Below are 21,487 nucleotides of genomic sequence, written 5' to 3' on the forward strand. Positions count from 1 at the left end.
CACGGATGGGAGACGACTCGTTACGGACACCGCGCCCGGTCGCGGCGCCCGAGGGGTTTCGGTTACAGGTTTTCCCTGGCCAGCCGGCGCAGCGGCGGTTCGGTTGCCGGAGGAACCCGGCGGTCGGGTAACTCCGCCAGTAAAGCGGTGGTCGCCTCGGCGACTGCGGCCACGGCCTTGTCCACCGCGGGTTTGGTGGCCGAACTGAGTCCGGACAGGCCACCGACCTTGCGCACATATTGCAGTGCTGCGGCGTAGATCTCCTGCTCGGTAGCGGCGGGTTCCAGACCTCGCAAGACGGTGATATTTCTACACATGAATGCACATTAGCTCCGGATCTACCCGCGTGACAGGCCAAGCCGCAAATGTGAAAACACATTGACCGGACCGGGGGCGAACCGGGGTCCTACACTCACGGTATGGCTGCTGCCGGATTGCCCACGCCGACCCCCATCCCCTATCCGGAGCTCGACAAGCGCGAGGAAGACCATTGGTCCGGCGCGCAGATGGACGACGACCGCCTGCGGGCGCTGTCGCTGGGTGCCTTCTACTCGGCGCGCTGGGACGCCTTCCACGATGCGATGCTGCTCGGCCCCGAGCGCGACCATCCACTCGGCGACCGGCGCGAACTCGCCATCGACACGCTCACCGGAGCCTGGGGCATCACCGACGGAACCGAGGCCCGGGCCTCCATGGAACAGCTCCTCGAAGGTATGCACGCACCGCTGTACGCCCTGGTGCATCCGCTGGTCACCGCCTCGCTCAACGCCAGCGAACGCGACCGCTTCGGCGAACGCGCCGACCGGCACCGGGCCTTCCTGCGGCAGGTCGCCTCGTTCCGTGGGATCGACAACTCCGAAGCCCTGGTCCGCGACTACGACATCTGGTCGCAGGCCATCAAGATCGGCTTCACCGATCATCTGTCCCGGCCCCTGCCGGCCGATATCCACGCCTGGGATCTGGCCCGGGTGGTCGCGGTGGCCCGGATGTCTTTCACCGCCGGCTACATCGAAGAGGACGTGGCCTGGGATTACCTGGCCCGCGCGCTACCCTTGGCCCAGCGCAAATACCGCAACTGGCGGCAGTTCGGCGACGCCTATATCACCGGCTGGACCTACTGGCAGGCCTGTGAGGACCTCGCCGAACTCAAAGACGGCGGCGTCGACCGCCGGATGGAGTTGTTGCGGCTGTGGCTGCGCCCCACCAGTCCCTGGCGCCGTATCGGCCTGCACTGACCGATTCCGGCGCTCGATTCGCGGCGCGCATGCCTCAGTGCCGGCCGGCGAGCCAGTCCTCGAAGGTGGTCGGCGCCAGCCGGGCATTCTCGTCGGGTAGTAGAACGTTCCCGGCCATCTCGGGTCCGAAGATCGACGACCAGGTCGGCAGCAGGTCGACTCGGTGGCCGCGGGCCTGATGGGTCCGGCGGGCCATATCGACGAGATCCTGGGGCGCGGGACCGGCGATATCGCGGTACCGGCCCTGCGGCGGGCCCGCGGCCACTTCGGCCAGGATGTCCGCCACATCCGCGGGGGCGATCGGCTGGATCAGCAGTGGGGCGATGGGGGCGACGCCGTCCTGCTCGGTCCAGCCGCTCACCATGGCGGCGAAATCGTGGAATTGGGTGGCGCGGACGATCGTCCACGGCACGGGTCCCGCGGTGACCAGGCGTTCCTGTTCCCGCTTGCCGGCGTAGTGCGCGTTGCCGTCGACCCGGTCCACTCCGACGATGGAGAGCAGGACGTGGTGGCCCACGCCGGCCCGCTCCGCGGCCGCCAGCAGATTCCGTGTCGCTGTGCCGAACCAGGCGACGGCCTCGCCGCGGTCGGTGGCGGTGCAGTTGGTGGTATCTATCACCGCGTTCACGCCGGCCAGTGCGGCATCCAAGCCCTCGCCGCTCAGTAGATCCACACCACGAGCCCGACTGATGGGCACGACATCGTGACCGGCCGCCTGTAGTGCGGCGACGGTGCGGGAGCCGATGTTTCCGGTCGCTCCGGCGACGGCGAATCGTGCGGTCATGGCTGTCCCTTCCAGAAGTGAGTACAGCGGCCAACCTATCTCGGACTAAATAGATCCGCAATATCTTGGATAGACTCACCAGCATGAAACTGCCGGTGAGTACGGAATGGCTGCTGCACTGTGCTACCTCGCTGGCGCAGCTCGAAACCGGTGCGACGGCGTCGGCGGCTCAACTCGCGCAGTATTTCGACCTGCCCGCGCCTTACCTGGCCAAACAGCTGCAGAGCTTGGTTCGAGCCGGTCTGCTGAGCGCGACCACCGGGCCGCGCGGGGGATTCCGGCTGGCCCGGCCCGCGGCGGAGATCACCCTGTTGCAGATCATCGAAGCGATCGACGGTGCGGCGTCACCCTACGAATGCCGGGAAATCCGGCAGCAAGGCCGGGGCGCCCTGCCCGCCGAACAGTGCCGTGAACCCTGTCTGCTCGCCGTGAAGATGGCCGAAGCGCACGAAGCCTGGCGGAGCAGCCTGGCCGCGACGTCCCTCGCCGAACTGGTCGGCGAACTACCCGACTGGGCACCCGAGCGTACGCGCCGTCGTCTCACCGGCGGCGCGGCCCAGTGAACCGGCCCGGCGACAACATGTGCAGGCGGCTCGACCGACTTCCTATCGCCCGTACCGCGGCGGCGAAGCCTCAGATACCCGGCAGGGAGCGCAGGATGCCGCGGCCGTAGCGCTGGAACTGGGTGTCGTCGACCATGCCCAGCGAATGCCGTTCGACCAGCAGTTCCCACTCCGAGTACAGGTGGGCGACGCTCGGATCGGCCGGACCCGCCGAACCGTCCAGGGCCACCAGCCGGACCGCGAAGTTGACCGCGTAGGTCACCCGCTCGGTATCGGCGCGGTCCAAACCGGTGAAGCCCATGGTGGTGTTGCCGTCGTGTACTTCGATCAACGGGCGGCGGTCGCCGGCGAGCAGCCCGGTCGCCATCGACGGTGGTTCCTCGGTGGCCCGGGCCCGCATGATCATCTCGATCGGCAATTCGTGCGCGTACGGTTCGTCGGGGCCCAGGGCGATCAGCAGCAGGCGCCGGGTCGTCACCGTGAGCAGGCAGGGATCGTCGTCGCCGACCGGTGGATGTGCGATGACATAGGCAGTTTCCAGCACATACTCGTCGCCGGTGACGAGGCGGTGCAGGTCGGTCAGGGCCGGTTCACCGCGCCCCGGCACCGACATCCGGCGAATCGCCCGGTCGACATCGGCGCGGACCGGCCCGCGGTCGGTGACCTCGACGGGAGGCGCGGTCAGGTCGGGGGCGGCGATATCGATCCGCTGGGCGGCCAGGATCTGATCATTGATACGGGAAACGATGCCGGCGGCCGCCGGAACATCGTGCTCGGCGATCAGCACGGGGAGTGGCGTCCGGTCAGCGGGCACCCCGACCAGTACCGGGGTCGGATAACGCAGATAGATTTCGATCACCACCGCGTCGTCGGCGCGGCGACTGAGCCGCACCTCCAGCAGGTCGGTGACCGCGACGTCCAGGACGCGCTCGCCGTCGGTCTCGGTATCGCCGTCGGCTCCGGGCCGCAGGACGATCAACCGTCCCGCACCGTGCCGGACGATTGCTGTGGGTGTCCGTAACTCGACTATGTCCATACCCCCTGCGCTCGGGTCGTACGTCGATCAACATGGGTGGGGCGTGCGTGCCATGATTGTGATCACTACGAGATATCACAGACCACGACGCCGGGAACCACGGTGGTTTTCCGGCCGTTTACCTGTTGAACTGCATCACCAGCCGAACTCCTCGCTTGCGATAAGTCAGGAAGCGCGATGTATCGAGTAGACCGTACGCGGTAACGTGGCATGTCCGCATCCGAATCCGCCCACCGGGCGGCCGCGGAAGTGGGTTGCGCCGCTCGAGACGGACGCATCGCTAGGCAAAAACGCGGAGACGCCTGAAAGGACTGGCCGCCCGGCCGACGCTCTATGAACCGCAAGACAGTGTTTCGCACCCTGGCGATAATCGCGGGCATTCTGCTCGTGATCTATCTGTTCAGCTTCTTCGGCAACGACACCCGCGGCTGGCAGAACGTCGATACGTCGGTGGCCCTCGAGCAGCTGAAGAACAAGGACAACATCACCCACGTTCAGATCGATGATCGCGAACAGCAGCTGCGGATCGAGCTGAAGAGCGGTAACGACGCCACCGAGGGTCAGAACAAGATCATCGCCAAGTATCCCGGCGGTAGCGACACCTCGGCGCAGATCTTCCGGGCTGTGCAGGATTCCGGCGCGCAGTACAACACCGTCGTCAAACAGGAGAGCTGGCTCACCCAGATCCTGTTGTTCGTGCTGCCGATGGTGATCCTGCTCGGCCTGTTCATCTTCGTGATGTCGCGGATGCAGGGCGGCGGCCGCGGCGGGATGATGGGCTTCGGCAAATCCAAGGCCAAACAGCTGTCGAAGGATATGCCCAAGACCACCTTCGCCGATGTGGCCGGCGCCGACGAAGCGGTCGAAGAGCTGTACGAGATCAAGGACTTCCTGCAGAATCCGGTGCGCTACCAGGCGCTGGGCGCCAAGATTCCGAAGGGCGTACTGCTCTACGGCCCGCCCGGTACCGGTAAGACCCTGCTCGCTCGGGCCGTGGCCGGTGAGGCCGGAGTGCCCTTCTTCACCATCTCCGGCTCGGATTTCGTGGAAATGTTCGTCGGTGTCGGTGCGTCCCGGGTGCGCGACCTGTTCGAACAGGCCAAACAGAACAGCCCGTGCATCATCTTCGTCGACGAGATCGACGCGGTCGGCCGCCAGCGCGGCGCCGGGCTCGGCGGCGGGCACGACGAACGCGAACAGACCCTCAACCAGTTGCTGGTCGAGATGGACGGCTTCGGTGACCGCACGGGCATCATCCTGATCGCCGCCACCAACCGCCCCGATATTCTCGACCCCGCACTGCTGCGCCCCGGCCGGTTCGACCGGCAGATCCCGGTCAGCAATCCAGACCTGGCCGGTCGCCGGGCGATCCTGCGGGTGCATTCGCAGGGTAAGCCGATCGCGCCGGAGGCCGACCTCGACGGTCTGGCCAAGCGCACCGTCGGTATGTCCGGTGCCGATCTCGCCAATGTCATCAACGAGGCCGCGCTGCTCACCGCGCGCGAGAACGGGTCCACCATCACCGGCGACGCCCTCGAGGAATCGGTGGACCGGGTGATCGGCGGCCCGCGCCGCAAGAGCCGGATCATCAGCGAGCACGAGAAGAAGATCACCGCCTACCACGAGGGCGGCCACGCCCTCGCGGCGTGGGCGATGCCCGATATCGAGCCGGTCTACAAGGTGACGATCCTGGCGCGCGGCCGCACCGGCGGTCACGCCATGACCGTGCCCGAGGACGACAAGGGCCTGATGACCCGCTCGGAGATGATCGCCCGGCTGGTCATGGCGATGGGCGGGCGCGCGGCCGAGGAACTGGTGTTCCACGAGCCCACCACCGGTGCGTCCTCCGATATCGACCAGGCCACCAAGATCTCCCGGGCCATGGTCACCGAATACGGCATGAGCGCGCGCCTGGGCGCCGTCCGCTACGGGCAGGAACAGGGCGATCCGTTCCTCGGCCGGTCCATGGGCACCGCCTCGGACTATTCGCACGAGGTCGCGGGCGCGATCGACGAGGAGGTCCGCAACCTCATCGAGGCGGCGCATACCGAGGCCTGGTCGATCCTCAGCGAGTACCGCGATGTGCTCGACGATCTGGCCACCGCACTGCTGGAACGCGAAACCCTGCACCGCAAGGATCTCGAAGTGATCCTGGGTGCGGTGCAGAAGCGTCCGCGGATCACCGCGTTCAACGATTTCGGTGATCGGGTGCCGTCGGACAAACCGCCGGTGAAGACTCCGGGTGAACTGGCCGCCGAACGCGGTGAGCCCTGGCCGCCGGAACCCAAGATTCCGGCCGGGGTCGCCCAGGGCGAGCCCGCCGCCGCGGGCAGCCTGCCGCAGCCCGCCGGGTATCCGGGCGGCCCGGTCGCGCAACCCGGTTACGGGCAGCCCCCGGCCGGCTATCCGGTGCCGCAGCAGCCCGCGCCCGTCTATCCGCGCGGCGGGACGCAGGGGTCGCGCCCGGATTACGGCGCCCCCGCCGGCTGGTCGGCACCCGGTTGGCCGCCGCGTGAACAGCCGCAGGCCCCGCCCGCCGAACGCGGCTACGGCGGTCCCGCGGCCGAGCAGCCGCGCCACGCTCACCCGGGTACCGACCCCGGCGGGCAACGGCACGAGGGCGGGCCGTCCTACGACCGTGGCCAGGGCGATTCCGGTTACGGGTCCGGCGAGGAGCCCGGACGTGGCGGCGCACACTCCTGGGACGGCCCGAACGGCCGGCAGTAATCCGGCGCCGATTACGCTCGGACCTGTTCGGCGCCCGGTGAGTACTGCCGCGCCCGAGATGTGGAGGTGTCCTATGTCGGCCGATCAGCAGACCAACGGCCATACGACCGGTATTCCCGCCGAATTGGGCGAGACCGGCGGTCCGCTGCCGGAATTGATCGCCCGGCACACGGGTAAGCCGTTCGACCAGGTGCGTGCCGAGAACGCCGTACGGGAGCTGCTGCTCGCGGTCGGGGAAAACCCCGACCGGCCGGGGCTGGTCGATACGCCCGCCCGGGTCGCGCGCGCCTACCGGGAAATGTTCGCGGGCCTGTACGTCGAACCCGACGCGGTGCTGAACACCACCTTCGACGAGGAACATCAGGAATTGGTACTCGTCCGCGATATCCCCATGTACTCGACCTGCGAACATCATCTGGTGTCGTTCCACGGAGTCGCGCACGTCGGCTATATCCCGGGCCCGCACGGGCGGGTGACCGGCCTGTCGAAACTGGCCCGCCTGGTGGACCTGTACGCCAAGCGGCCGCAGGTCCAGGAACGGCTGACCAGCCAGATCGCGGACGCGGTGATGCGCAAACTGGATCCGCGGGGCGCGATCGTGGTGGTCGAGGCCGAACATCTGTGTATGGCCATGCGCGGTATCCGCAAACCCGGGGCCAGCACCACCACCTCCGCGGTACGCGGGCTGTTGCAGACCAACTCGGCCTCGCGCGCCGAGGCCCTCGACCTGATCCTGCGCAAGTGAGCGATCAGCCGCCGATCACCAGCACCCCGACCCTGACCGGTGTGGTACCCCGGCCGGGTATCACCCCTCGTCCGGGCCGGTCGTGCGTCGTCATGGGCATCGTGAACGTGACCAGCGATTCGTTCTCCGACGGCGGCCGCTACCTGGACCCCGACCGGGCGATCGAGCACGGGGTGCGGCTCTACGAGACCGGCGCCGACATCATCGACGTGGGCGGCGAATCCACGCGGCCCGGCGCGGTGCGGGTCGAGGCGGACACCGAGATCGAACGGGTGGTGCCCGTCATCACCGGGCTGGTCGCGGCCGGCGTGCCCACCAGCGTCGACACCATGCGGGCCGTGGTCGCGGAGGCGGCCGTCGCGGCCGGGGTGTCGGTGATCAACGATGTATCCGGCGGACGTGCTGATCCGGCGATGGCCGAGGTGGTCGCGGCAGCCGATATCCCGTGGATCCTCATGCACTGGCGGGCCGCCGCCGATTACCGGCATACCGGCCCGGCCGATCACTACGACGATGTCGTGGCCGAAGTGCAGGCCGAACTCGGGGTCCAGGTGCGGCACGCGGTCGCCGCGGGGGTGGACCCGGCCCGGCTCATTCTCGATCCCGGCCTCGGGTTCGCGAAGAACGCCGAGCACAACTGGGCACTGCTCGCGGCGCTGGACCGTTTCGTCGCCGACGGTTTCCCGGTGCTGATCGGAGCCTCCCGTAAGCGGTTCCTGGGTTCGCTGCTGGGCGATCAGACCGGTCCGCGTCCGCCGTCCGGGCGGGAAACCGCGACCGCGACGATCTCCGCGCTCGCCGCCTGGCACGGCGCCTGGGGCGTGCGGGTGCACGATGTGCGTGGTTCGCAGGACGCGATCGCGGTCACCGACGCCTGGCGCCGCGCCGCCGCGGGAGCCGTCCGGTGAGCACCCGGCCCGGCGATCGGATCGAACTGCGTGGTCTGCGCGTTTTCGGTTATCACGGGGTTTTCGAGCACGAACGCCGGGACGGGCAGGAATTCGTCGTCGATCTCACGGTCTGGACCGATATCTCCGCCGCCGCGGCCACCGACGATCTCGCCCATACCGTGGATTACGGCGCTCTCGCCGATCTGGCGGTGGGCATTGTGCAGGGGCCACCACGGAATCTGATCGAAACCGTCGCCGCCGAAATCGCCGAACGGGTCCGCGCCGTGCCCGGTGTCGCCGACGCCGAGGTGGTGCTGCACAAGCCGAGCGCGCCGATACCGCATCGTTTCACCGATGTGCGGGTCGTTACCTCCGGTAGCCGTGAACAGGGGCCGCGATGACGCGCGCGATCCTGTCCATCGGCTCGAACCTGGGGGACCGGCTCGCGTTGCTGCGCGGCGCCGTCGCCGGATTCGGCCCGCGTATCCGGGCGGTCTCGCCCGTGTACACCACCGCGCCGTGGGGCGGGGTGGAGCAGGACGATTTCCTCAACGCCGTCCTGATCGCCGAGGACCCGGCCTACGACTGCCGCGACTGGCTCGCACACGGCCGGCGGCTCGAACGGGCCGCCGGACGGGAACGAACGGTGCGCTGGGGGGCCCGGACACTCGACGTGGATATCGTCACCTGTGCCGAACCGGCCCCCGGTGGTTTCCGCGCCTGCCGCAGCACCGACCCCGAACTGACCCTGCCGCACCCACGGGCGCACGAGCGGGCATTCGTGCTGGTTCCGTGGCTGGATGTGGAGCCGGATGCCGTACTCGAGGTGGCCGGTGCCGCCCGCCCGGTGCGGGAACTGCTGGCGGAACTGGACGCCGCGGAGGTCGCCGGGGTCCGGCGTACCGGCCACACGCTGGCATCTGCCGGGGGAGCCGCACCATGACTCTCGGGGGCGGTGACAAGAACACCAGCGGCGGGCCCGACGACGACGATACGAAGTTGAAACCCACCCGTATCCGGGAGCTGTTGGCCAATGTCGCGATCGCGGCCGTGATCGCCTGGGTGGCCACTCGGCTGGCGTACGGCAGTTTCCCGCCGATCTCGTCGCTGGCGGGGGCTTCGCTCTACCCGGTGGCGCTGCTGGAAGCCGTACTGGGCTTCTATATCCGAATCCGGGTCGGCAACAGTGAGATCGGTGCGGACGGCCGCCGGCTGCATCCGATCACGGTCGCCCGCGCACTTGCCCTGGCGAAGGCATCGGCGCAAGTCGGTTCGCTGGTCGCCGGTGTCTGGCTGGGGTTCCTGCTGTGGATCTTCCCGCAGCGCGGCGATCTCCGAGCCGCCGACGCCGACTATCCGGGCGCCCTCATCGGCTGTGGTGCGGGTATCGCGCTGGTCGTCGCCGCGTTGTGGCTCGAGTACTGTTGCCGGGCCCCGGACGACCCGACCGATCCCGCCCCTTCGTGAACACATTGTGACCGCCGCGTTCTCGGTGATCGATCACGCCTTTCCCGACCTGGGCGAGGCTGCCGAACGCGGCTACCCTTGCGGTCATGGTGTCACCGTCCCGCAGTAGTTCTTCCGCGCGCCGCCGGGAAGATGTGGGCAAACTTTTCCTCGGCGCCCTGGTTCTGCTCGGCCTGGTGGCCAGCGTTTTCCTGGTCTTCAGCGACAAGGTGCAGTTCCTGCGGGTGGGCTTGGTGGTCGCACTGTGGGCGGCGGTGCTCGGCGCCTGGGCGGTGAGCCGGTACCAGACCAAGGTGCGCGACCTGCGCCGCACCTACGAAATCGAACTCGAACGCGAGATCAGCGCCCGCCGCGAACACGATCTCGGGGTCGAGGCGCGGGTGCGGGCGGAAGTCGGCGCCGACGCGTCGGAGATGGCCGCGTTACGTGCCGAACTGGCGGTGCTGCGCCGCCAGTTGCAGCGCCTGTTCGACGGGGAACTTCCGCCGGAGCGACCGGCACTGCGGGCCGCGGCCTTCCGCGTCCAGGAGTTGCCCAGCGCCGGGGAAGGGCCCGTGGTCACGGATGCCTGGCCCAACGGTCAGGACCGGCCGGGGGCGGCGGGTACCTGGCCCGGTGGCGAGGACGGTGAGCGCCGGGCCGTGGACGCCTGGGCGAACGTGGCCGCTAGCTGGTCGCACGCGGCGGACGGCTGGGTCGATCCGGAGGCCGGTGAGCCGGTCGATCCGGCCGTCGGCGATGTGGTCGATCCGGCGGGCGAGGGCCGCGCCGATTCGGCGGCCGATGCCGCGGCGCCGGCCGGCGAACGCAACGGCGTGACTCCCGTCTACGACAGCGACCATCCGAGCCGGCCCCGTTTCGCGAGTCCCGATGATGCTCCGGTGACGGCCGAAACAGCGATCGTGCGGCTCGACGACGAGCCGCCGTACGTTCGCGCGACCGCCGATATTTCCGGGCCGAGCTGGTCGGACGCGTTCACCGAGGTGCAGGACGATCCGGCCCAGGCCGACGGTTACGGCCGGGCGGGCCACGCCGAGACCGTACAAGGCCCGCCGCACCCGGCTGCGGAGTTCCACGGACCGCCGGTGCCGCCCATTCCCGCGCAACGTCCGGCGCAGCCACAAACGGACCCGGCGGAGAAGGCCGCGGCCGGGAAGTCCCGGGAACGGATCTCCCGGATACCGGCCAAATTGTCGTCCCGGAACTCCCGGCGCCGCCGCACCCAGGCCGACCCGAGCGGTTCGCGCCGGTTGTCGGTGGCCGAGATCATGGCGAACCTGCGCCAGGAAGAAGAGCAGCGCAGCTCCTGAAGTGCGGCGCAGCGCGAGTGCGGTGGAGATCACCCGGCGCGCACATGGCGCATCGGTGGACCGCGGTCCTATCCTCGATGCGTAACGTCCGGTACCCGCAGAGCGGGACTGGAACGACTTCGAGAGGACACTGGTGACCTCGCCACGCGTAACTCCTGGCAATTCGGCCGCGAGTGGTGATCCGGCGCCCGCACGACTGACGGTGGGAATCGTCTCGGCGGGACGTGTGGGATCAGCACTCGGCGCCGCGCTCGAGCGCGCCGGACATGTCGTGTTCGGCGTAGCCGCCATCTCCGATGCCTCCGTGCACCGGGCGCGTACCCGGCTGCCCGAATCGCAGATCCTGCCCGTGGAAGAGGTCGCCGCCCGGAGCGAACTACTGATCCTCGCGGTGCCGGACGCCGAACTGGCCGGCCTGGTCCGTGGTTTGGCGAGTGCGCGGACGGTCCGGCCCGGCACGATCGTCGCGCACACCTCCGGTGCCAACGGCATCGGAATCCTGGCGCCGCTGGCCCAGGCCGGCGCCCGGCCGCTGGCCATCCACCCCGCGATGACCTTCACCGGCCACGACGAGGATCTGGCGCGTTTGGCGAACGCGTGTTTCGGGATCACCGCGGCCGACGAGATCGGCTACGCGATCGCGCAGTCACTGGTCATCGAGATGGGCGGGGAACCGGTCCGGGTGGCCGAGGAAAACCGTACGCTCTACCACGCCGCCCTCGCCCATGGCAGCAACCATCTGGTCACGCTGGTACTCGACGCGGTACAGGCGCTGCGCGAAGCGCTGGCCGGGCCGGGGCTGCTCGGTCAGCAAACGGTCGACGACCAGCCGAACGGCCTGCCCGAGCGTCTGCTCGCACCGCTGGCGTCCGCCGCGCTGGACAACGCGCTGCGCCGCGGCCAGGCCGCTCTGACGGGTCCGGTGGCCCGCGGCGATACCGTGGCCGTGGCCGCGCACCTGGATGCGCTCGCCGCGGCCGACCCGCAGGTCGCCGCGGGATATCGGGCGCTGTCGCGGCGCACCGCCGAACGGGCCCAGGCACCCGCCGAACTCCGGGACCTGCTGGAGGGTCATTCCGCTTCGAAGGAGGGCGCATGAGCGTCGAATCTCTGCGCGGGGCTTTCCGCACCGGTGAACTGACGGTGCAGCACGACCCTGCGGTACTGGCCAAAACTGTCCGCGCGTTGCGCGCCGCCGGCCGTACGGTGGGCTTCGTGCCCACCATGGGCGCCTTGCACGAGGGGCATCTGGAGCTGGTCCGGCGTGCCAAACGCACCAACCAGGTGGTCGTGGTTTCGATCTTCGTCAACCCGCTGCAATTCGGTGCCGGCGAGGATCTCGACGCCTATCCGCGGACACTCGACGCGGATGTCGAATTGCTGCGCGCCGAAGGTGTCGCCCTGGTGTTCGCCCCGAGTGCCGGGGATATGTACCCCGACGGTCCGCGCACCACGGTGCAGCCGGGCCCGCTGGGTGCCGAACTCGAGGGCGCGTCCCGGCCGACCCATTTCGCCGGAATGCTCACCGTGGTGGCGAAGCTGTTGCAGATCGTGGCCCCGCACGAGGCGTTCTTCGGGGAGAAGGATTACCAGCAGCTGGCCCTGATCCGGCAGCTGGTCCGCGACCTGAACTTCGACGTGAAAATCGTTCCGGTGCCCACCGTCCGCGAGGCCGACGGCCTGGCCATGTCCTCCCGCAACCGCTACCTCGACCCCGCCCAGCGCGAACTCGCGACCACCCTGTCGGCCGCCCTCCTGGCCGGTACCCGGTCCGGCGCGGCCGGCCCGCAGGCTGTCCTCGATGCCGCCCGGTCGGTACTGAACGCCGCCCCGGAGATCGCGGTGGACTACCTCGAACTGCGCGCCGCGGACCTGGGCCCCGCCCCGGAGACCGGCAACGCCCGCCTCCTCGTCGCGGCCCGCGTCGGCTCCACCCGCCTCATCGACAACGCCCCCGTCCAGCTCGGCGTGCAACTGGACGGCCACCCCGACGCCGATACGAGCCGGTCCGGAACAGCGGCAGCCGGTGTCGGCACTTCCGCAGGTGCCGGACAGTGAGTACCTGCGCGGACAGCACGCTTTTCGGCCCTCCAATCGGTTCACCTCCGAACCCCGCGCCGCCGAAGGCGGCGCCGATCAACACAGAAGGGCGACAGTGATGTTGCGGACCATGATGAAGTCGAAGATCCACCGGGCCACCGTGACCCATGCCGATCTGCATTACGTCGGATCGGTGACCGTGGATCAGGATTTGCTGGATGCCGCCGATCTGCTGGAGGGCGAACAGGTCTGCATCGTCGATATCGACAACGGTGCCCGGCTGGAGACCTACATCATCGCGGGCGAGCGTGGCTCCGGGGTGATCGGTATCAACGGTGCCGCCGCCCATCTGGTCAACCCGGGTGACCTGGTCATTCTGATCGCGTACGGGATGATGGACGAGGCCGAGTTGCGCGAGTACGAGCCGAAGGTCGTGTTCGTCGATTCCCGTAACCGCCCGGTCGAGCTGGGTTCCGATCCGGCCCATGCACCGGAGGGGTCGGATCTGCTCAGCCCCCGCAACCTGTCGCTGGTCTGAGCGCTGCGGTAGAAGGATGCTGCTGACCATCGACGTCCGCACCACCAGCACCGTTGTCGGGCTGCTGAACGGAACCGAGCCGGGGGCCGATCTGGTGCGGCATTGGCGGATCCATACCAATCCGTTGCATACCGCCGACGAGTTCGCGATGAGCCTGCGCGGCCTGGTGGGTGCCGAGCTCGACGAGGTGACCGGGGTGGCGGGCCTGTCCACCGTCCCGCCGGTACTGCGCGAGATGCGGCTGATGCTGGAGCGCTACTGGCAGCACGTACCCCATGTGCTGGTGGAGCCCGGTGTCCGCACCGGTATCCCATTGCTGGTGGACAACCCCAAAGAGGTGGGCGCGGACCGCATCGTGAACAGTCTGGCCGCCTATCACGAATACGGCACCGCCGCGATCGTGGTGGATTTCGGAATATCGACCTGCGTCGATCTGGTGTCGGCGAAGGGTGAGTTCCTCGGCGGTGTGATCGCGCCGGGTGTGGAGATCGCGACCGAGGCGCTGATCGAGCGGGCCGCGCTGCGCCGGGTCGAATTGACCCGGCCCCGATCGGTGGTCGGTAAGAACAGCGTCGAATGTATTCAGGCGGGCGCGGTGTTCGGATTCGCCGGCTTGGTGGACGGTCTGGTCGATCGGATCCGCGACGATATCGACGGTTTCGCCGGCGACGATATCGCCGTGGTCGCGACGGGTCCCGCGGCGCCGCTGATTCTGGACGAATCGGAGACCATCGAACATCATCGCCCGCATCTCACGTTGACGGGTCTGCGGTTGGTCTATGAACGCAACCAGCGGCGCGGTCGCGGCGCGGTCGCGCGAATGTGATGTATTCCGCCGAGCCGGCTGTGGCCGTGCCGGTCCCATATTGCTAAGCTCGCCGTGTGCTGAAGCGCGTGCGTACCCAGGAGTGTTGTCGAGGCTGATTCGCCTCGGCCAGTCGAGGCATTCCGGATTCCTCGACCGAACTCATTCCTCCTGGAGATGCGCAGATGCGTTCCCCTGTTCTTTCCTCCGTTGCCCGGCCTTCGATTCGTGATACCGCCGCGGCCGATCCGATTCCCGATCGCCCGATTTCCCCGGCATTGCCGACTCGGCTCCGTCCGGCAGACCTTTTGCGGCTGACCGACGAAACCGGCGAGGACGTTCTCGCCGGCCGGTACGACCATCTACTCCCGGCCGACGGCCGGTGGCCGCTGGTGGACCGCTGGGCCACCCGGCTGGTCGCCGATGACGAGGTCGATATCTGGTTGATCAGCTGGACGCCGGATAAATCCACGAAATTGCACGATCACGCCGGTTCGCTCGGTGCGTTGACCGTACTCAGCGGTGCGCTCGCCGAGTACCGGTGGAACGGTTCGGAGCTACGGCACCGGGTGCTGGCGGCCGGGGATCAGGCCGCATTCCCGATCGGCTGGGTGCACGATGTCGTCCGCGCCTCCGAGCGGATCGCGGTTTCCGGGCAGCCCGATACCGGACCGCTGGATCCCACGCTGAGCGTGCACGCCTATTCGCCCCCGCTCACCGCCATGTCCTATTACGAGGTAACCGGGCACGGCAGCCTCCGACGTACTCATACCGTTCTCACCGACCAGCCCGAGGGTGATCTCTGATGCCGCCACTGACCATCGACCAAATGCTCGACAACGCCCGCGCGCAATTGCGGCGGATCCGGCCCGTCGAATTACCGGCAGCGGTGGCGCGGGGCGCGATCCTGGTGGATATCCGGCCCGCGGCGCAGCGCGCACAGGAGGGTGCACTGCCCGGAGCGCTGGTTATCGAACGGAATGTGCTGGAGTGGCGCCTGGACCCGAGTAGTTCGGCCCGGCTCGCCCTGGCCACCGATCACGATGTCGAATGGATCGTGGTGTGCTCGCAGGGTTATACCTCGAGCCTGGCGGCGGCTTCCTTGCGTCAATTGGGGTTGCACCGGGCGACCGATCTGGTCGGCGGATATCAGGCCCTGGTCGCCGCCGGTTTGCGCACGGTCGCGACCGGAGCCGAGCACTTCACCAGAGAAGTCCGTTCGCTCGCCGTTCTCTGAATTGTTCGTACCGGGCGGCGAATACGTCCGGAGCGCAATACATTTCCGCATCGGGCGGACGCACGCGGAATTGCCGAAGCAACCAAATGGTCTATTTCTGCCGCCGCCACCCCCGGAGGCGACCGCGCCGATTCCTTATCGCGCGGTCGAGGGGCGGGCGGCTGACGAATCGATTTGCCGTGCACGCTAGGGTGGTTCGCTGTGAGCAACCCGAACTCCTCGTCATCCGGCGGCTCCGCGGGCACTGTTCCCGCGGGGCGATCCGGCCGATCCGCGGAAGTCGACGACATCCCCGAGCAGATGCGGATCCGGCGCGAGAAGCGGGAACGGCTACTCGCGGCCGGTACCGAGGCATATCCGGTGGTGGTGCCCCGCACGCACACCCTGGCCGAAATCCGCGCCGCTCATCCCGATCTCGCAGCCGATACCGCGACCGGGCAGCAGGTGGGTGTGGCCGGGCGGGTCATCTTCATGCGCAATACCGGCAAATTGTGTTTCGCACAGTTGCAGGAGGGTGACGGCACCACGTTGCAGGCGATGATCAGCCTGAACGGGGTGGGCGCCGAGGCACTGGCGGCTTGGAAAGCCGATGTGGATCTCGGCGATGTGGTTTTCGTGCACGGCGAGGTCATCTCGTCGCGTACGGGGGAATTGAGTGTTATGGCCGATTCCTGGTCCATGGCATCGAAGGCATTACGCCCGCTGCCCGTCGCGCACAAAGAGATGAGCGAGGAGTCGCGGGTCCGCCAGCGCTATGTGGACCTGATCGTGCGCCCCGAGGCCCGGGAAACGGCCCGGACCCGGGTCGCGGTGGTGCGCGCACTGCGCAACGCGCTCGAACGCCGGGGTTTCCTCGAGGTCGAGACGCCGATGTTGCAGACCTTGCACGGCGGCGCCGCCGCGCGCCCGTTCCGGACCCATTCCAACGCGCTCGATATGGACCTCTACCTGCGCATTGCGCCGGAGCTTTTTCTGAAGCGCTGCGTTGTCGGTGGGCTCGAGCGAGTGTTCGAGATCAACCGTAACTTCCGTAACGAGGGTGCCGATTCGACCCATTCGCCCGAGTTCGCGATGCTCGAAACTTATCAGGCGTACGGCACCTACGACGACTCCGCGCGGATGATCCGGGAATTGATCCAGGAAGTCGCGCAGGAGGCCCTGGGAACACAGATCGTGACACTGGCCGACGGTACGGAATACGATCTCGGTGGCGAGTGGACAACGGTCGAGATGTATCCCTCGCTATCGGAGTCGCTGGGTGTCGAGGTGACTCCGGAAACAACTGTTCCGGAATTGCTGGCGCTTGCCGAACGGGAAGGTCTCGAAATTCCCGAAGGGAAGGGCTACGGGCACGGCAAACTGGTGGAGGAACTCTGGGAGCACTGCTACGGCGACAAGCTGTACATGCCCACTTTCGTTCGTGATTTCCCGGTCGAGACCTCCCCGTTGACCAGGCAGCACCGGTCGCGCGCAGGGGTGGCCGAGAAGTGGGATCTGTATGTCCGCGGCTTCGAGTTGGCCACGGGTTATTCGGAGTTGGTCGATCCGGTCGTTCAGCGTGAGCGGTTCGTCGATCAGGCGCGGCTGGCCGCGGCCGGGGACGACGAGGCAATGGTGCTGGACGAAGACTTCCTGGCCGCGATGGAACACGGCATGCCGCCGACAACCGGAACGGGTATGGGAATCGATCGGTTGTTGATGGCGCTCACCGGATTGGGAATCCGGGAAACGATACTGTTCCCAATAGTGCGGCCCGCCGGCCGTTGAGCGAACGGTTTGCATAGCCGATCGCTCGTCTTGGAATTTTCCGAATTCGAGGTATTCTTGCCTCGGGTAATCCGGCCTGATTTTTGCGGGCCGCACGATTTCGAGAGGACGTTCATCTCATGGCAAAGAAGGTCACCGTTAGCCTGATCGACGATGTCGACGGTGAGTCCATCGCGGACGAGACCATCGAGTTTGCAATCGATGGGGTGTCGTACGAGATCGACCTGTCGTCTTCGAATGCGGCGAAGCTTCGGGACGAGTTGGAGCAGTGGGTTTCCAGCGCCCGCCGGGTGAGCGGCCGGCGTCGGGTGAAGTCCGCGGTCGCCGCGGCCGGTGGTAACAGCAAGGGCCGGGCAACGATGGATCGCGAACAAAGCGCGGCAATTCGTGAGTGGGCGCGCCGGAATGGTCACAAGGTTTCCGCGCGGGGTCGTATCTCCGCCGATATCACCGACGCGTACAACAAGGCCTCGAAGGGATAGTTCTTCTTTCAACCGTCGTTCGGCAGGTATTTCCGCCGAAGCGGGCGACGGTACGGTCTTTCTCGATAGCCAATTGGAATTACCGCTGGCCCCGGCGTTGCGCGCCGGGGTCACTGCGCTCAGCGGTGTTCAGTCTTGCTCGACCGCCTGCTCGCCCGGCACCATAGGGGTGTTGGTTGTACCGGGCCCGGTGCGAACGCGGTACGGGGGTCGGGGTGGTATTTCGGCAGTTGCTGCCGGTATGGAGAGGTCAGGTAGCGGCGCAGTGTCCGGATCCGCCGGCTCGTTCCTACGATTCACCGATGACGAAGGCCGCCGCCGCGAGGTGATGCTGAGCCCCGATCGTCAGCGGATCACGATCGGCCGGTCGGCCGGTGCCGATCTCTCGCTGCGCTGGGATGCCGAGGTTTCGCGGCTGCACGCCGCCGTGGAGTATCTCGCCGCGCAATGGACCATCGTGGACGACGGCCTGTCCCGTAACGGCACGTTCGTCAACGGCGAGCGGTTGCACGGCCGCCGCCGGCTCATGCCGGGCGACCGCATCCGGATGGGCACCTCGCTGGTGTCGTTCCACGATTTCAACGGGGTCGCCGACGATGCGACCCGGGCCTCCAGTGCCGGCATCCCGACCGTCCGGTCGTTGACGGAGGCGCAGCGGGGCGTGCTGATCGCGCTGTGCCGCCCCTACAAGGGCGACGCCGGATTCGCCGCTCCCGCCTCCAACCAGCAGATCGCCGACGAGCTGTACCTCAGCGTCGACGCCGTCAAAACACATTTGCGCGCGTTGTTCGCCAAATTCGGTGTCGAGGACCTGCCGCAGAACCAGAAGCGGGTCCGGCTGGCGGGGCTGGCCATGCGTAGCGGGCTCATCACCGACCGCGACCTGTAGACCTGCGCGTATCCCCGGTGCGGGGAAGTCCGGGTGTTCGCTCTGGGCAAAACCGGAGTGGGAAACGAATCCGTGGGTATGGGCGTTATGAGTGAATAGCGCTGCGACCGGCTGCAGATCATTAGGGTGGACCGGCGGCAGTGTGACCACCCGCCAACTAGAGTGGGAGGCGGGGGCCGCAACCCCTGGCCTTCATGGCAGGCTGAGTCCGACGGTTGTCCACGACACACCACGGCGTCAGCCGGCCATAGAGTCCGGAGCAGGAGAGTGAGGGAGCGATGTTCGAGAGGTTCACCGACCGCGCGAGGCGTGTCGTCGTCCTGGCCCAAGAAGAGGCCCGGATGCTCAACCACAACTACATCGGCACCGAGCACATCCTGCTGGGTCTGATCCACGAGGGTGAAGGTGTCGCGGCCAAGTCGCTGGAGTCGCTCGGCATCTCGCTGGAGGGCGTGCGCAGCCAGGTCGAGGAGATCATCGGCCAGGGCCAGCAGGCCCCGTCCGGTCATATCCCGTTCACTCCACGCGCCAAGAAGGTGCTGGAACTGAGCCTGCGCGAGGCGCTGCAGCTCGGCCACAACTACATCGGTACCGAGCACATCCTGCTGGGCCTCATCCGTGAGGGCGAGGGAGTTGCGGCCCAGGTCCTGGTGAAGCTCGGCGCCGACCTCAACCGGGTCCGCCAGCAGGTCATCCAGCTGCTGTCCGGTTACCAGGGCAAGGAGCCGGTGGAATCCGGTGCCCGCGGCGAGACGGGTACCCCGTCCACCTCGCTGGTCCTCGACCAGTTCGGCCGTAACCTCACCCAGGCCGCGCTGGAGGGCAAGCTCGACCCCGTGATCGGCCGCTCGAAGGAGATCGAGCGGGTCATGCAGGTGCTCAGCCGCCGTACCAAGAACAACCCGGTGCTGATCGGCGAGCCCGGTGTCGGTAAGACCGCCGTGGTGGAGGGCCTGGCTCAGGCCATCGTCAACGGCGAGGTCCCCGAGACGCTGAAGGATAAGCAGCTCTACACCCTCGACCTGGGTTCCCTGGTCGCGGGCAGCCGCTACCGCGGTGATTTCGAGGAGCGCCTGAAGAAGGTGCTCAAGGAGATCAACACCCGCGGCGACATCATCCTGTTCATCGACGAGCTGCATACGCTGGTCGGTGCGGGTGCCGCCGAGGGCGCCATCGACGCGGCCTCGATTCTGAAGCCGAAACTGGCCCGCGGTGAGCTGCAGACCATCGGCGCCACCACCCTCGACGAGTACCGCAAGTACATCGAGAAGGATGCCGCCCTGGAACGCCGCTTCCAGCCGGTGCAGGTGGGCGAGCCGACCGTCGAGCACACCATCAACATCCTGAAGGGTCTGCGCGACCGCTACGAGGCGCACCACCGGGTCTCCATCACCGATGGCGCCCTGGTCGCCGCCGCCACCCTGGCCGACCGCTACATCAACGACCGGTTCCTGCCGGACAAGGCGATCGACCTGATCGACGAGGCCGGCGCCCGGATGCGTATCCGCCGGATGACCGCCCCGCCGGACCTGCGTGAATTCGACGACAAGATCGCCGACGCGCGCCGGGAGAAGGAATCGGCGATCGACGCGCAGGACTTCGAGAAGGCCGCGCGGCTGCGCGACAAGGAGAAGCAGCTCGTCGCCAAGCGCGCCGAGCGGGAGAAGCAGTGGCGTTCCGGTGACCTGGACGTCGTGGCCGAGGTCGACGACGAGCAGATCGCCGAGGTGCTGGCCAACTGGACCGGTATCCCCGTGTTCAAGCTCACCGAGGAGGAGACCACCCGTCTGCTCCGTATGGAGGACGAGCTGCACAAGCGGATCATCGGCCAGGAGGATGCGGTGAAGGCCGTCTCCAAGGCCATCCGCCGTACGCGTGCCGGCCTGAAGGATCCGAAGCGCCCGTCCGGCTCGTTCATCTTCGCCGGTCCGTCCGGTGTCGGTAAGACCGAGCTGTCCAAGGCGCTGGCGAACTTCCTGTTCGGCGACGACGACGCGCTCATCCAGATCGATATGGGCGAGTTCCACGATCGCTTCACCGCTTCGCGGCTGTTCGGTGCCCCTCCCGGGTACGTCGGCTACGAAGAGGGCGGCCAGCTCACCGAGAAGGTGCGCCGCAAGCCGTTCTCGGTCGTGCTGTTCGACGAGATCGAGAAGGCCCACCAGGAGATCTACAACACCCTGTTGCAGGTTCTCGAGGACGGTCGCCTCACCGACGGCCAGGGCCGCACGGTCGACTTCAAGAACACGGTGCTGATCTTCACCTCGAACCTCGGCACGCAGGACATCTCGAAGGCGGTCGGCCTGGGCTTCACCCAGTCGAACAACGAGGGCTCGAACTACGAGCGGATGAAGCTCAAGGTCAACGACGAGCTGAAGAAGCATTTCCGGCCCGAGTTCCTCAACCGTATCGACGACGTGATCGTCTTCCACCAGCTCACCACCGAGCAGATCGTGGAGATGGTGGATCTGATGATCAGCCGCGTCGGCGTTCAGTTGAAGAACAAGGATATGTCGATGGAGCTCACCGACAAGGCCAAGAGCCTGCTCGCCAAGCGCGGGTTCGACCCGGTGCTGGGTGCCCGGCCGCTGCGTCGCACCATCCAGCGCGAGATCGAGGATCAGCTCTCGGAGAAGATCCTCTTCGGCGAGATCGGCCCCGGCCAGAACGTGGTGGTCGATGTCGAGGGCTGGGACGGCGAAGGCTCCGGCGAGGACGCCCGCTTCACCTTCACCCCGAAGGCCAAGCTCACCAAGGACGAGGGTGAGAAGAAGCCGGAGGTCGTGCTGACCGGTGCGGGCGAGGGCCCGGCCGAGGCCGCCTCGGGCGAGTAATCCCATACCGCGAAGGGCCTGTCCAGCTGTATTGCACAGCGGGACAGGCCCTTTCGCATATCCAGAAGCGCTGAGCCGGCTGCCCGGAATTCGGCGGCGGCCGGTCGGCACGGGACGTAGGGTGGGGGTACAGGTCCA

General features: G+C 67.5%; 22 protein-coding genes. 19 read left to right on the plus strand and 3 right to left on the minus strand.

What is annotated here, in order from left to right; translation table 11 throughout:
- Nucleotides 1-62 precede the first annotated feature (62 nt).
- On the minus strand, nt 63-317 hold the full coding sequence (locus QH276_RS32125) for a DUF2277 domain-containing protein (RefSeq protein ID WP_280397596.1): 255 nt from the start codon (nt 315-317) through the stop codon (nt 63-65).
- Between the two features lie 102 nt (nt 318-419).
- Between QH276_RS32125 and QH276_RS32130 the strand changes: the two genes are divergently transcribed.
- Nucleotides 420-1,235 carry a DUF1266 domain-containing protein gene (locus tag QH276_RS32130; protein ID WP_280397597.1) on the plus strand — a complete coding sequence of 272 codons (816 nt, stop codon included), beginning with the start codon at nt 420-422 and terminating at the stop codon, nt 1,233-1,235.
- A gap of 34 nt (nt 1,236-1,269) precedes the next feature.
- Here QH276_RS32130 and QH276_RS32135 read toward each other — a convergent pair whose 3' ends face one another.
- A complete protein-coding gene (locus QH276_RS32135) occupies nt 1,270-2,019 on the minus strand; it encodes an SDR family oxidoreductase (protein WP_280397598.1) in 750 nt (249 codons plus the stop codon).
- Nucleotides 2,020-2,102: 83 nt separating this feature from the next.
- On the opposite strand from QH276_RS32135, the gene QH276_RS32140 reads away from it, so the two are divergent.
- Nucleotides 2,103-2,582: an RrF2 family transcriptional regulator gene (locus QH276_RS32140; RefSeq protein ID WP_280397599.1), complete on the plus strand. Its 480-nt coding sequence runs from the start codon at nt 2,103-2,105 to the stop codon at nt 2,580-2,582.
- A 70-nt stretch (nt 2,583-2,652) separates the two neighbouring features.
- On the opposite strand, the gene QH276_RS32145 is transcribed toward QH276_RS32140, so the two are convergent.
- Nucleotides 2,653-3,618, minus strand: a complete 966-nt coding sequence (locus tag QH276_RS32145; protein WP_280397600.1) for a hypothetical protein — start codon at nt 3,616-3,618, stop codon at nt 2,653-2,655.
- 333 nt (nt 3,619-3,951) lie between these two features.
- On the opposite strand from QH276_RS32145, the gene ftsH reads away from it, so the two are divergent.
- The 17 genes from ftsH to QH276_RS32230 all read left to right on the plus strand — a co-directional run bounded on the left by ftsH (nt 3,952) and on the right by QH276_RS32230 (nt 21,349).
- Entirely contained in the window at nt 3,952-6,345 is a 2,394-nt protein-coding gene (gene ftsH, locus QH276_RS32150) for an ATP-dependent zinc metalloprotease FtsH (protein ID WP_280397601.1), read from the plus strand.
- Between the two features lie 73 nt (nt 6,346-6,418).
- On the plus strand, nt 6,419-7,090 hold the full coding sequence (gene folE / locus QH276_RS32155; protein ID WP_280397602.1) for a GTP cyclohydrolase I FolE: 672 nt from the start codon (nt 6,419-6,421) through the stop codon (nt 7,088-7,090).
- A 92-nt stretch (nt 7,091-7,182) separates the two neighbouring features.
- A complete protein-coding gene (folP, locus tag QH276_RS32160; RefSeq protein ID WP_280397615.1) occupies nt 7,183-7,998 on the plus strand; it encodes a dihydropteroate synthase in 816 nt (271 codons plus the stop codon).
- A complete protein-coding gene (gene folB, locus QH276_RS32165; RefSeq protein ID WP_280397603.1) occupies nt 7,995-8,381 on the plus strand; it encodes a dihydroneopterin aldolase in 387 nt (128 codons plus the stop codon). Before folP ends, folB begins: the two co-directional genes overlap by 4 nt.
- A complete protein-coding gene (gene folK / locus QH276_RS32170; protein WP_280397604.1) occupies nt 8,378-8,923 on the plus strand; it encodes a 2-amino-4-hydroxy-6-hydroxymethyldihydropteridine diphosphokinase in 546 nt (181 codons plus the stop codon). Before folB ends, folK begins: the two co-directional genes overlap by 4 nt.
- Nucleotides 8,920-9,447 (plus strand): DUF3180 domain-containing protein, encoded by a 528-nt coding sequence (locus QH276_RS32175; RefSeq protein WP_280397605.1) that lies wholly within the window; start codon nt 8,920-8,922, stop codon nt 9,445-9,447. Before folK ends, QH276_RS32175 begins: the two co-directional genes overlap by 4 nt.
- Nucleotides 9,448-9,533: 86 nt before the next feature.
- Nucleotides 9,534-10,757, plus strand: coding sequence for a DUF6779 domain-containing protein (locus tag QH276_RS32180; RefSeq protein ID WP_280397606.1), 1,224 nt, complete (start codon nt 9,534-9,536; stop codon nt 10,755-10,757).
- Between the two features lie 133 nt (nt 10,758-10,890).
- Nucleotides 10,891-11,856 (plus strand): Rossmann-like and DUF2520 domain-containing protein, encoded by a 966-nt coding sequence (locus QH276_RS32185; protein WP_280397607.1) that lies wholly within the window; start codon nt 10,891-10,893, stop codon nt 11,854-11,856.
- Nucleotides 11,853-12,815 carry a pantoate--beta-alanine ligase gene (gene panC, locus QH276_RS32190; RefSeq protein WP_280397608.1) on the plus strand — a complete coding sequence of 321 codons (963 nt, stop codon included), beginning with the start codon at nt 11,853-11,855 and terminating at the stop codon, nt 12,813-12,815. The genes QH276_RS32185 and panC overlap by 4 nt, the downstream gene beginning before the upstream one ends.
- A gap of 100 nt (nt 12,816-12,915) precedes the next feature.
- On the plus strand, nt 12,916-13,335 hold the full coding sequence (gene panD, locus QH276_RS32195) for an aspartate 1-decarboxylase (RefSeq protein ID WP_280399932.1): 420 nt from the start codon (nt 12,916-12,918) through the stop codon (nt 13,333-13,335).
- Between the two features lie 16 nt (nt 13,336-13,351).
- Nucleotides 13,352-14,161 carry a type III pantothenate kinase gene (locus QH276_RS32200; protein ID WP_280399918.1) on the plus strand — a complete coding sequence of 270 codons (810 nt, stop codon included), beginning with the start codon at nt 13,352-13,354 and terminating at the stop codon, nt 14,159-14,161.
- A 164-nt stretch (nt 14,162-14,325) separates the two neighbouring features.
- Nucleotides 14,326-14,946 (plus strand): cysteine dioxygenase, encoded by a 621-nt coding sequence (locus tag QH276_RS32205; RefSeq protein WP_280399919.1) that lies wholly within the window; start codon nt 14,326-14,328, stop codon nt 14,944-14,946.
- An 8-nt stretch (nt 14,947-14,954) separates the two neighbouring features.
- Nucleotides 14,955-15,377 (plus strand): rhodanese-like domain-containing protein, encoded by a 423-nt coding sequence (locus QH276_RS32210; RefSeq protein WP_280399933.1) that lies wholly within the window; start codon nt 14,955-14,957, stop codon nt 15,375-15,377.
- Nucleotides 15,378-15,677: 300 nt separating this feature from the next.
- Nucleotides 15,678-17,144, plus strand: a complete 1,467-nt coding sequence (gene lysS / locus QH276_RS32215; RefSeq protein ID WP_280399934.1) for a lysine--tRNA ligase — start codon at nt 15,678-15,680, stop codon at nt 17,142-17,144.
- Nucleotides 17,145-17,263: 119 nt separating this feature from the next.
- Nucleotides 17,264-17,626, plus strand: a complete 363-nt coding sequence (locus QH276_RS32220) for a histone-like nucleoid-structuring protein Lsr2 (protein WP_280399920.1) — start codon at nt 17,264-17,266, stop codon at nt 17,624-17,626.
- Nucleotides 17,627-17,891: 265 nt separating this feature from the next.
- Nucleotides 17,892-18,515, plus strand: a complete 624-nt coding sequence (locus QH276_RS32225) for an FHA domain-containing protein (protein WP_432278667.1) — start codon at nt 17,892-17,894, stop codon at nt 18,513-18,515.
- Nucleotides 18,516-18,793: 278 nt separating this feature from the next.
- Nucleotides 18,794-21,349, plus strand: a complete 2,556-nt coding sequence (locus tag QH276_RS32230; RefSeq protein WP_280399922.1) for an ATP-dependent Clp protease ATP-binding subunit — start codon at nt 18,794-18,796, stop codon at nt 21,347-21,349.
- The last annotated feature ends 138 nt before the right edge of the window (nt 21,350-21,487 follow it).

Source organism: Nocardia carnea, from assembly GCF_029869215.1.
In the GTDB taxonomy this organism is placed as follows: Bacteria; Actinomycetota; Actinomycetes; order Mycobacteriales; family Mycobacteriaceae; genus Nocardia; species Nocardia carnea_B.

Excerpts from the sequence above, each read along its gene's own strand:
- lysS (WP_280399934.1), top strand. The coding sequence starts at position 15,678 with ATGCGGATCCGGCGCGAGAAGCGGGAACGGCTACTCGCGGCCGGTACC.
- QH276_RS32230 (WP_280399922.1), top strand. The coding sequence starts at position 18,794 with ATGTTCGAGAGGTTCACCGACCGCGCGAGGCGTGTCGTCGTCCTGGCC.
- QH276_RS32205 (WP_280399919.1), top strand. The coding sequence starts at position 14,326 with ATGCGTTCCCCTGTTCTTTCCTCCGTTGCCCGGCCTTCGATTCGTGAT.
- QH276_RS32140 (WP_280397599.1), top strand. The coding sequence starts at position 2,103 with ATGAAACTGCCGGTGAGTACGGAATGGCTGCTGCACTGTGCTACCTCG.
- panD (WP_280399932.1), top strand. The coding sequence starts at position 12,916 with ATGTTGCGGACCATGATGAAGTCGAAGATCCACCGGGCCACCGTGACC.
- folE (WP_280397602.1), top strand. The coding sequence starts at position 6,419 with ATGTCGGCCGATCAGCAGACCAACGGCCATACGACCGGTATTCCCGCC.
- ftsH (WP_280397601.1), top strand. The coding sequence starts at position 3,952 with ATGAACCGCAAGACAGTGTTTCGCACCCTGGCGATAATCGCGGGCATT.
- QH276_RS32200 (WP_280399918.1), top strand. The coding sequence starts at position 13,352 with ATGCTGCTGACCATCGACGTCCGCACCACCAGCACCGTTGTCGGGCTG.
- QH276_RS32145 (WP_280397600.1), bottom strand. The coding sequence starts at position 3,618 with ATGGACATAGTCGAGTTACGGACACCCACAGCAATCGTCCGGCACGGT.
- QH276_RS32180 (WP_280397606.1), top strand. The coding sequence starts at position 9,534 with ATGGTGTCACCGTCCCGCAGTAGTTCTTCCGCGCGCCGCCGGGAAGAT.
- QH276_RS32220 (WP_280399920.1), top strand. The coding sequence starts at position 17,264 with ATGGCAAAGAAGGTCACCGTTAGCCTGATCGACGATGTCGACGGTGAG.
- panC (WP_280397608.1), top strand. The coding sequence starts at position 11,853 with ATGAGCGTCGAATCTCTGCGCGGGGCTTTCCGCACCGGTGAACTGACG.
- folP (WP_280397615.1), top strand. The coding sequence starts at position 7,183 with ATGGGCATCGTGAACGTGACCAGCGATTCGTTCTCCGACGGCGGCCGC.
- QH276_RS32130 (WP_280397597.1), top strand. The coding sequence starts at position 420 with ATGGCTGCTGCCGGATTGCCCACGCCGACCCCCATCCCCTATCCGGAG.
- QH276_RS32175 (WP_280397605.1), top strand. The coding sequence starts at position 8,920 with ATGACTCTCGGGGGCGGTGACAAGAACACCAGCGGCGGGCCCGACGAC.
- QH276_RS32135 (WP_280397598.1), bottom strand. The coding sequence starts at position 2,019 with ATGACCGCACGATTCGCCGTCGCCGGAGCGACCGGAAACATCGGCTCC.
- folK (WP_280397604.1), top strand. The coding sequence starts at position 8,378 with ATGACGCGCGCGATCCTGTCCATCGGCTCGAACCTGGGGGACCGGCTC.
- QH276_RS32125 (WP_280397596.1), bottom strand. The coding sequence starts at position 317 with ATGTGTAGAAATATCACCGTCTTGCGAGGTCTGGAACCCGCCGCTACC.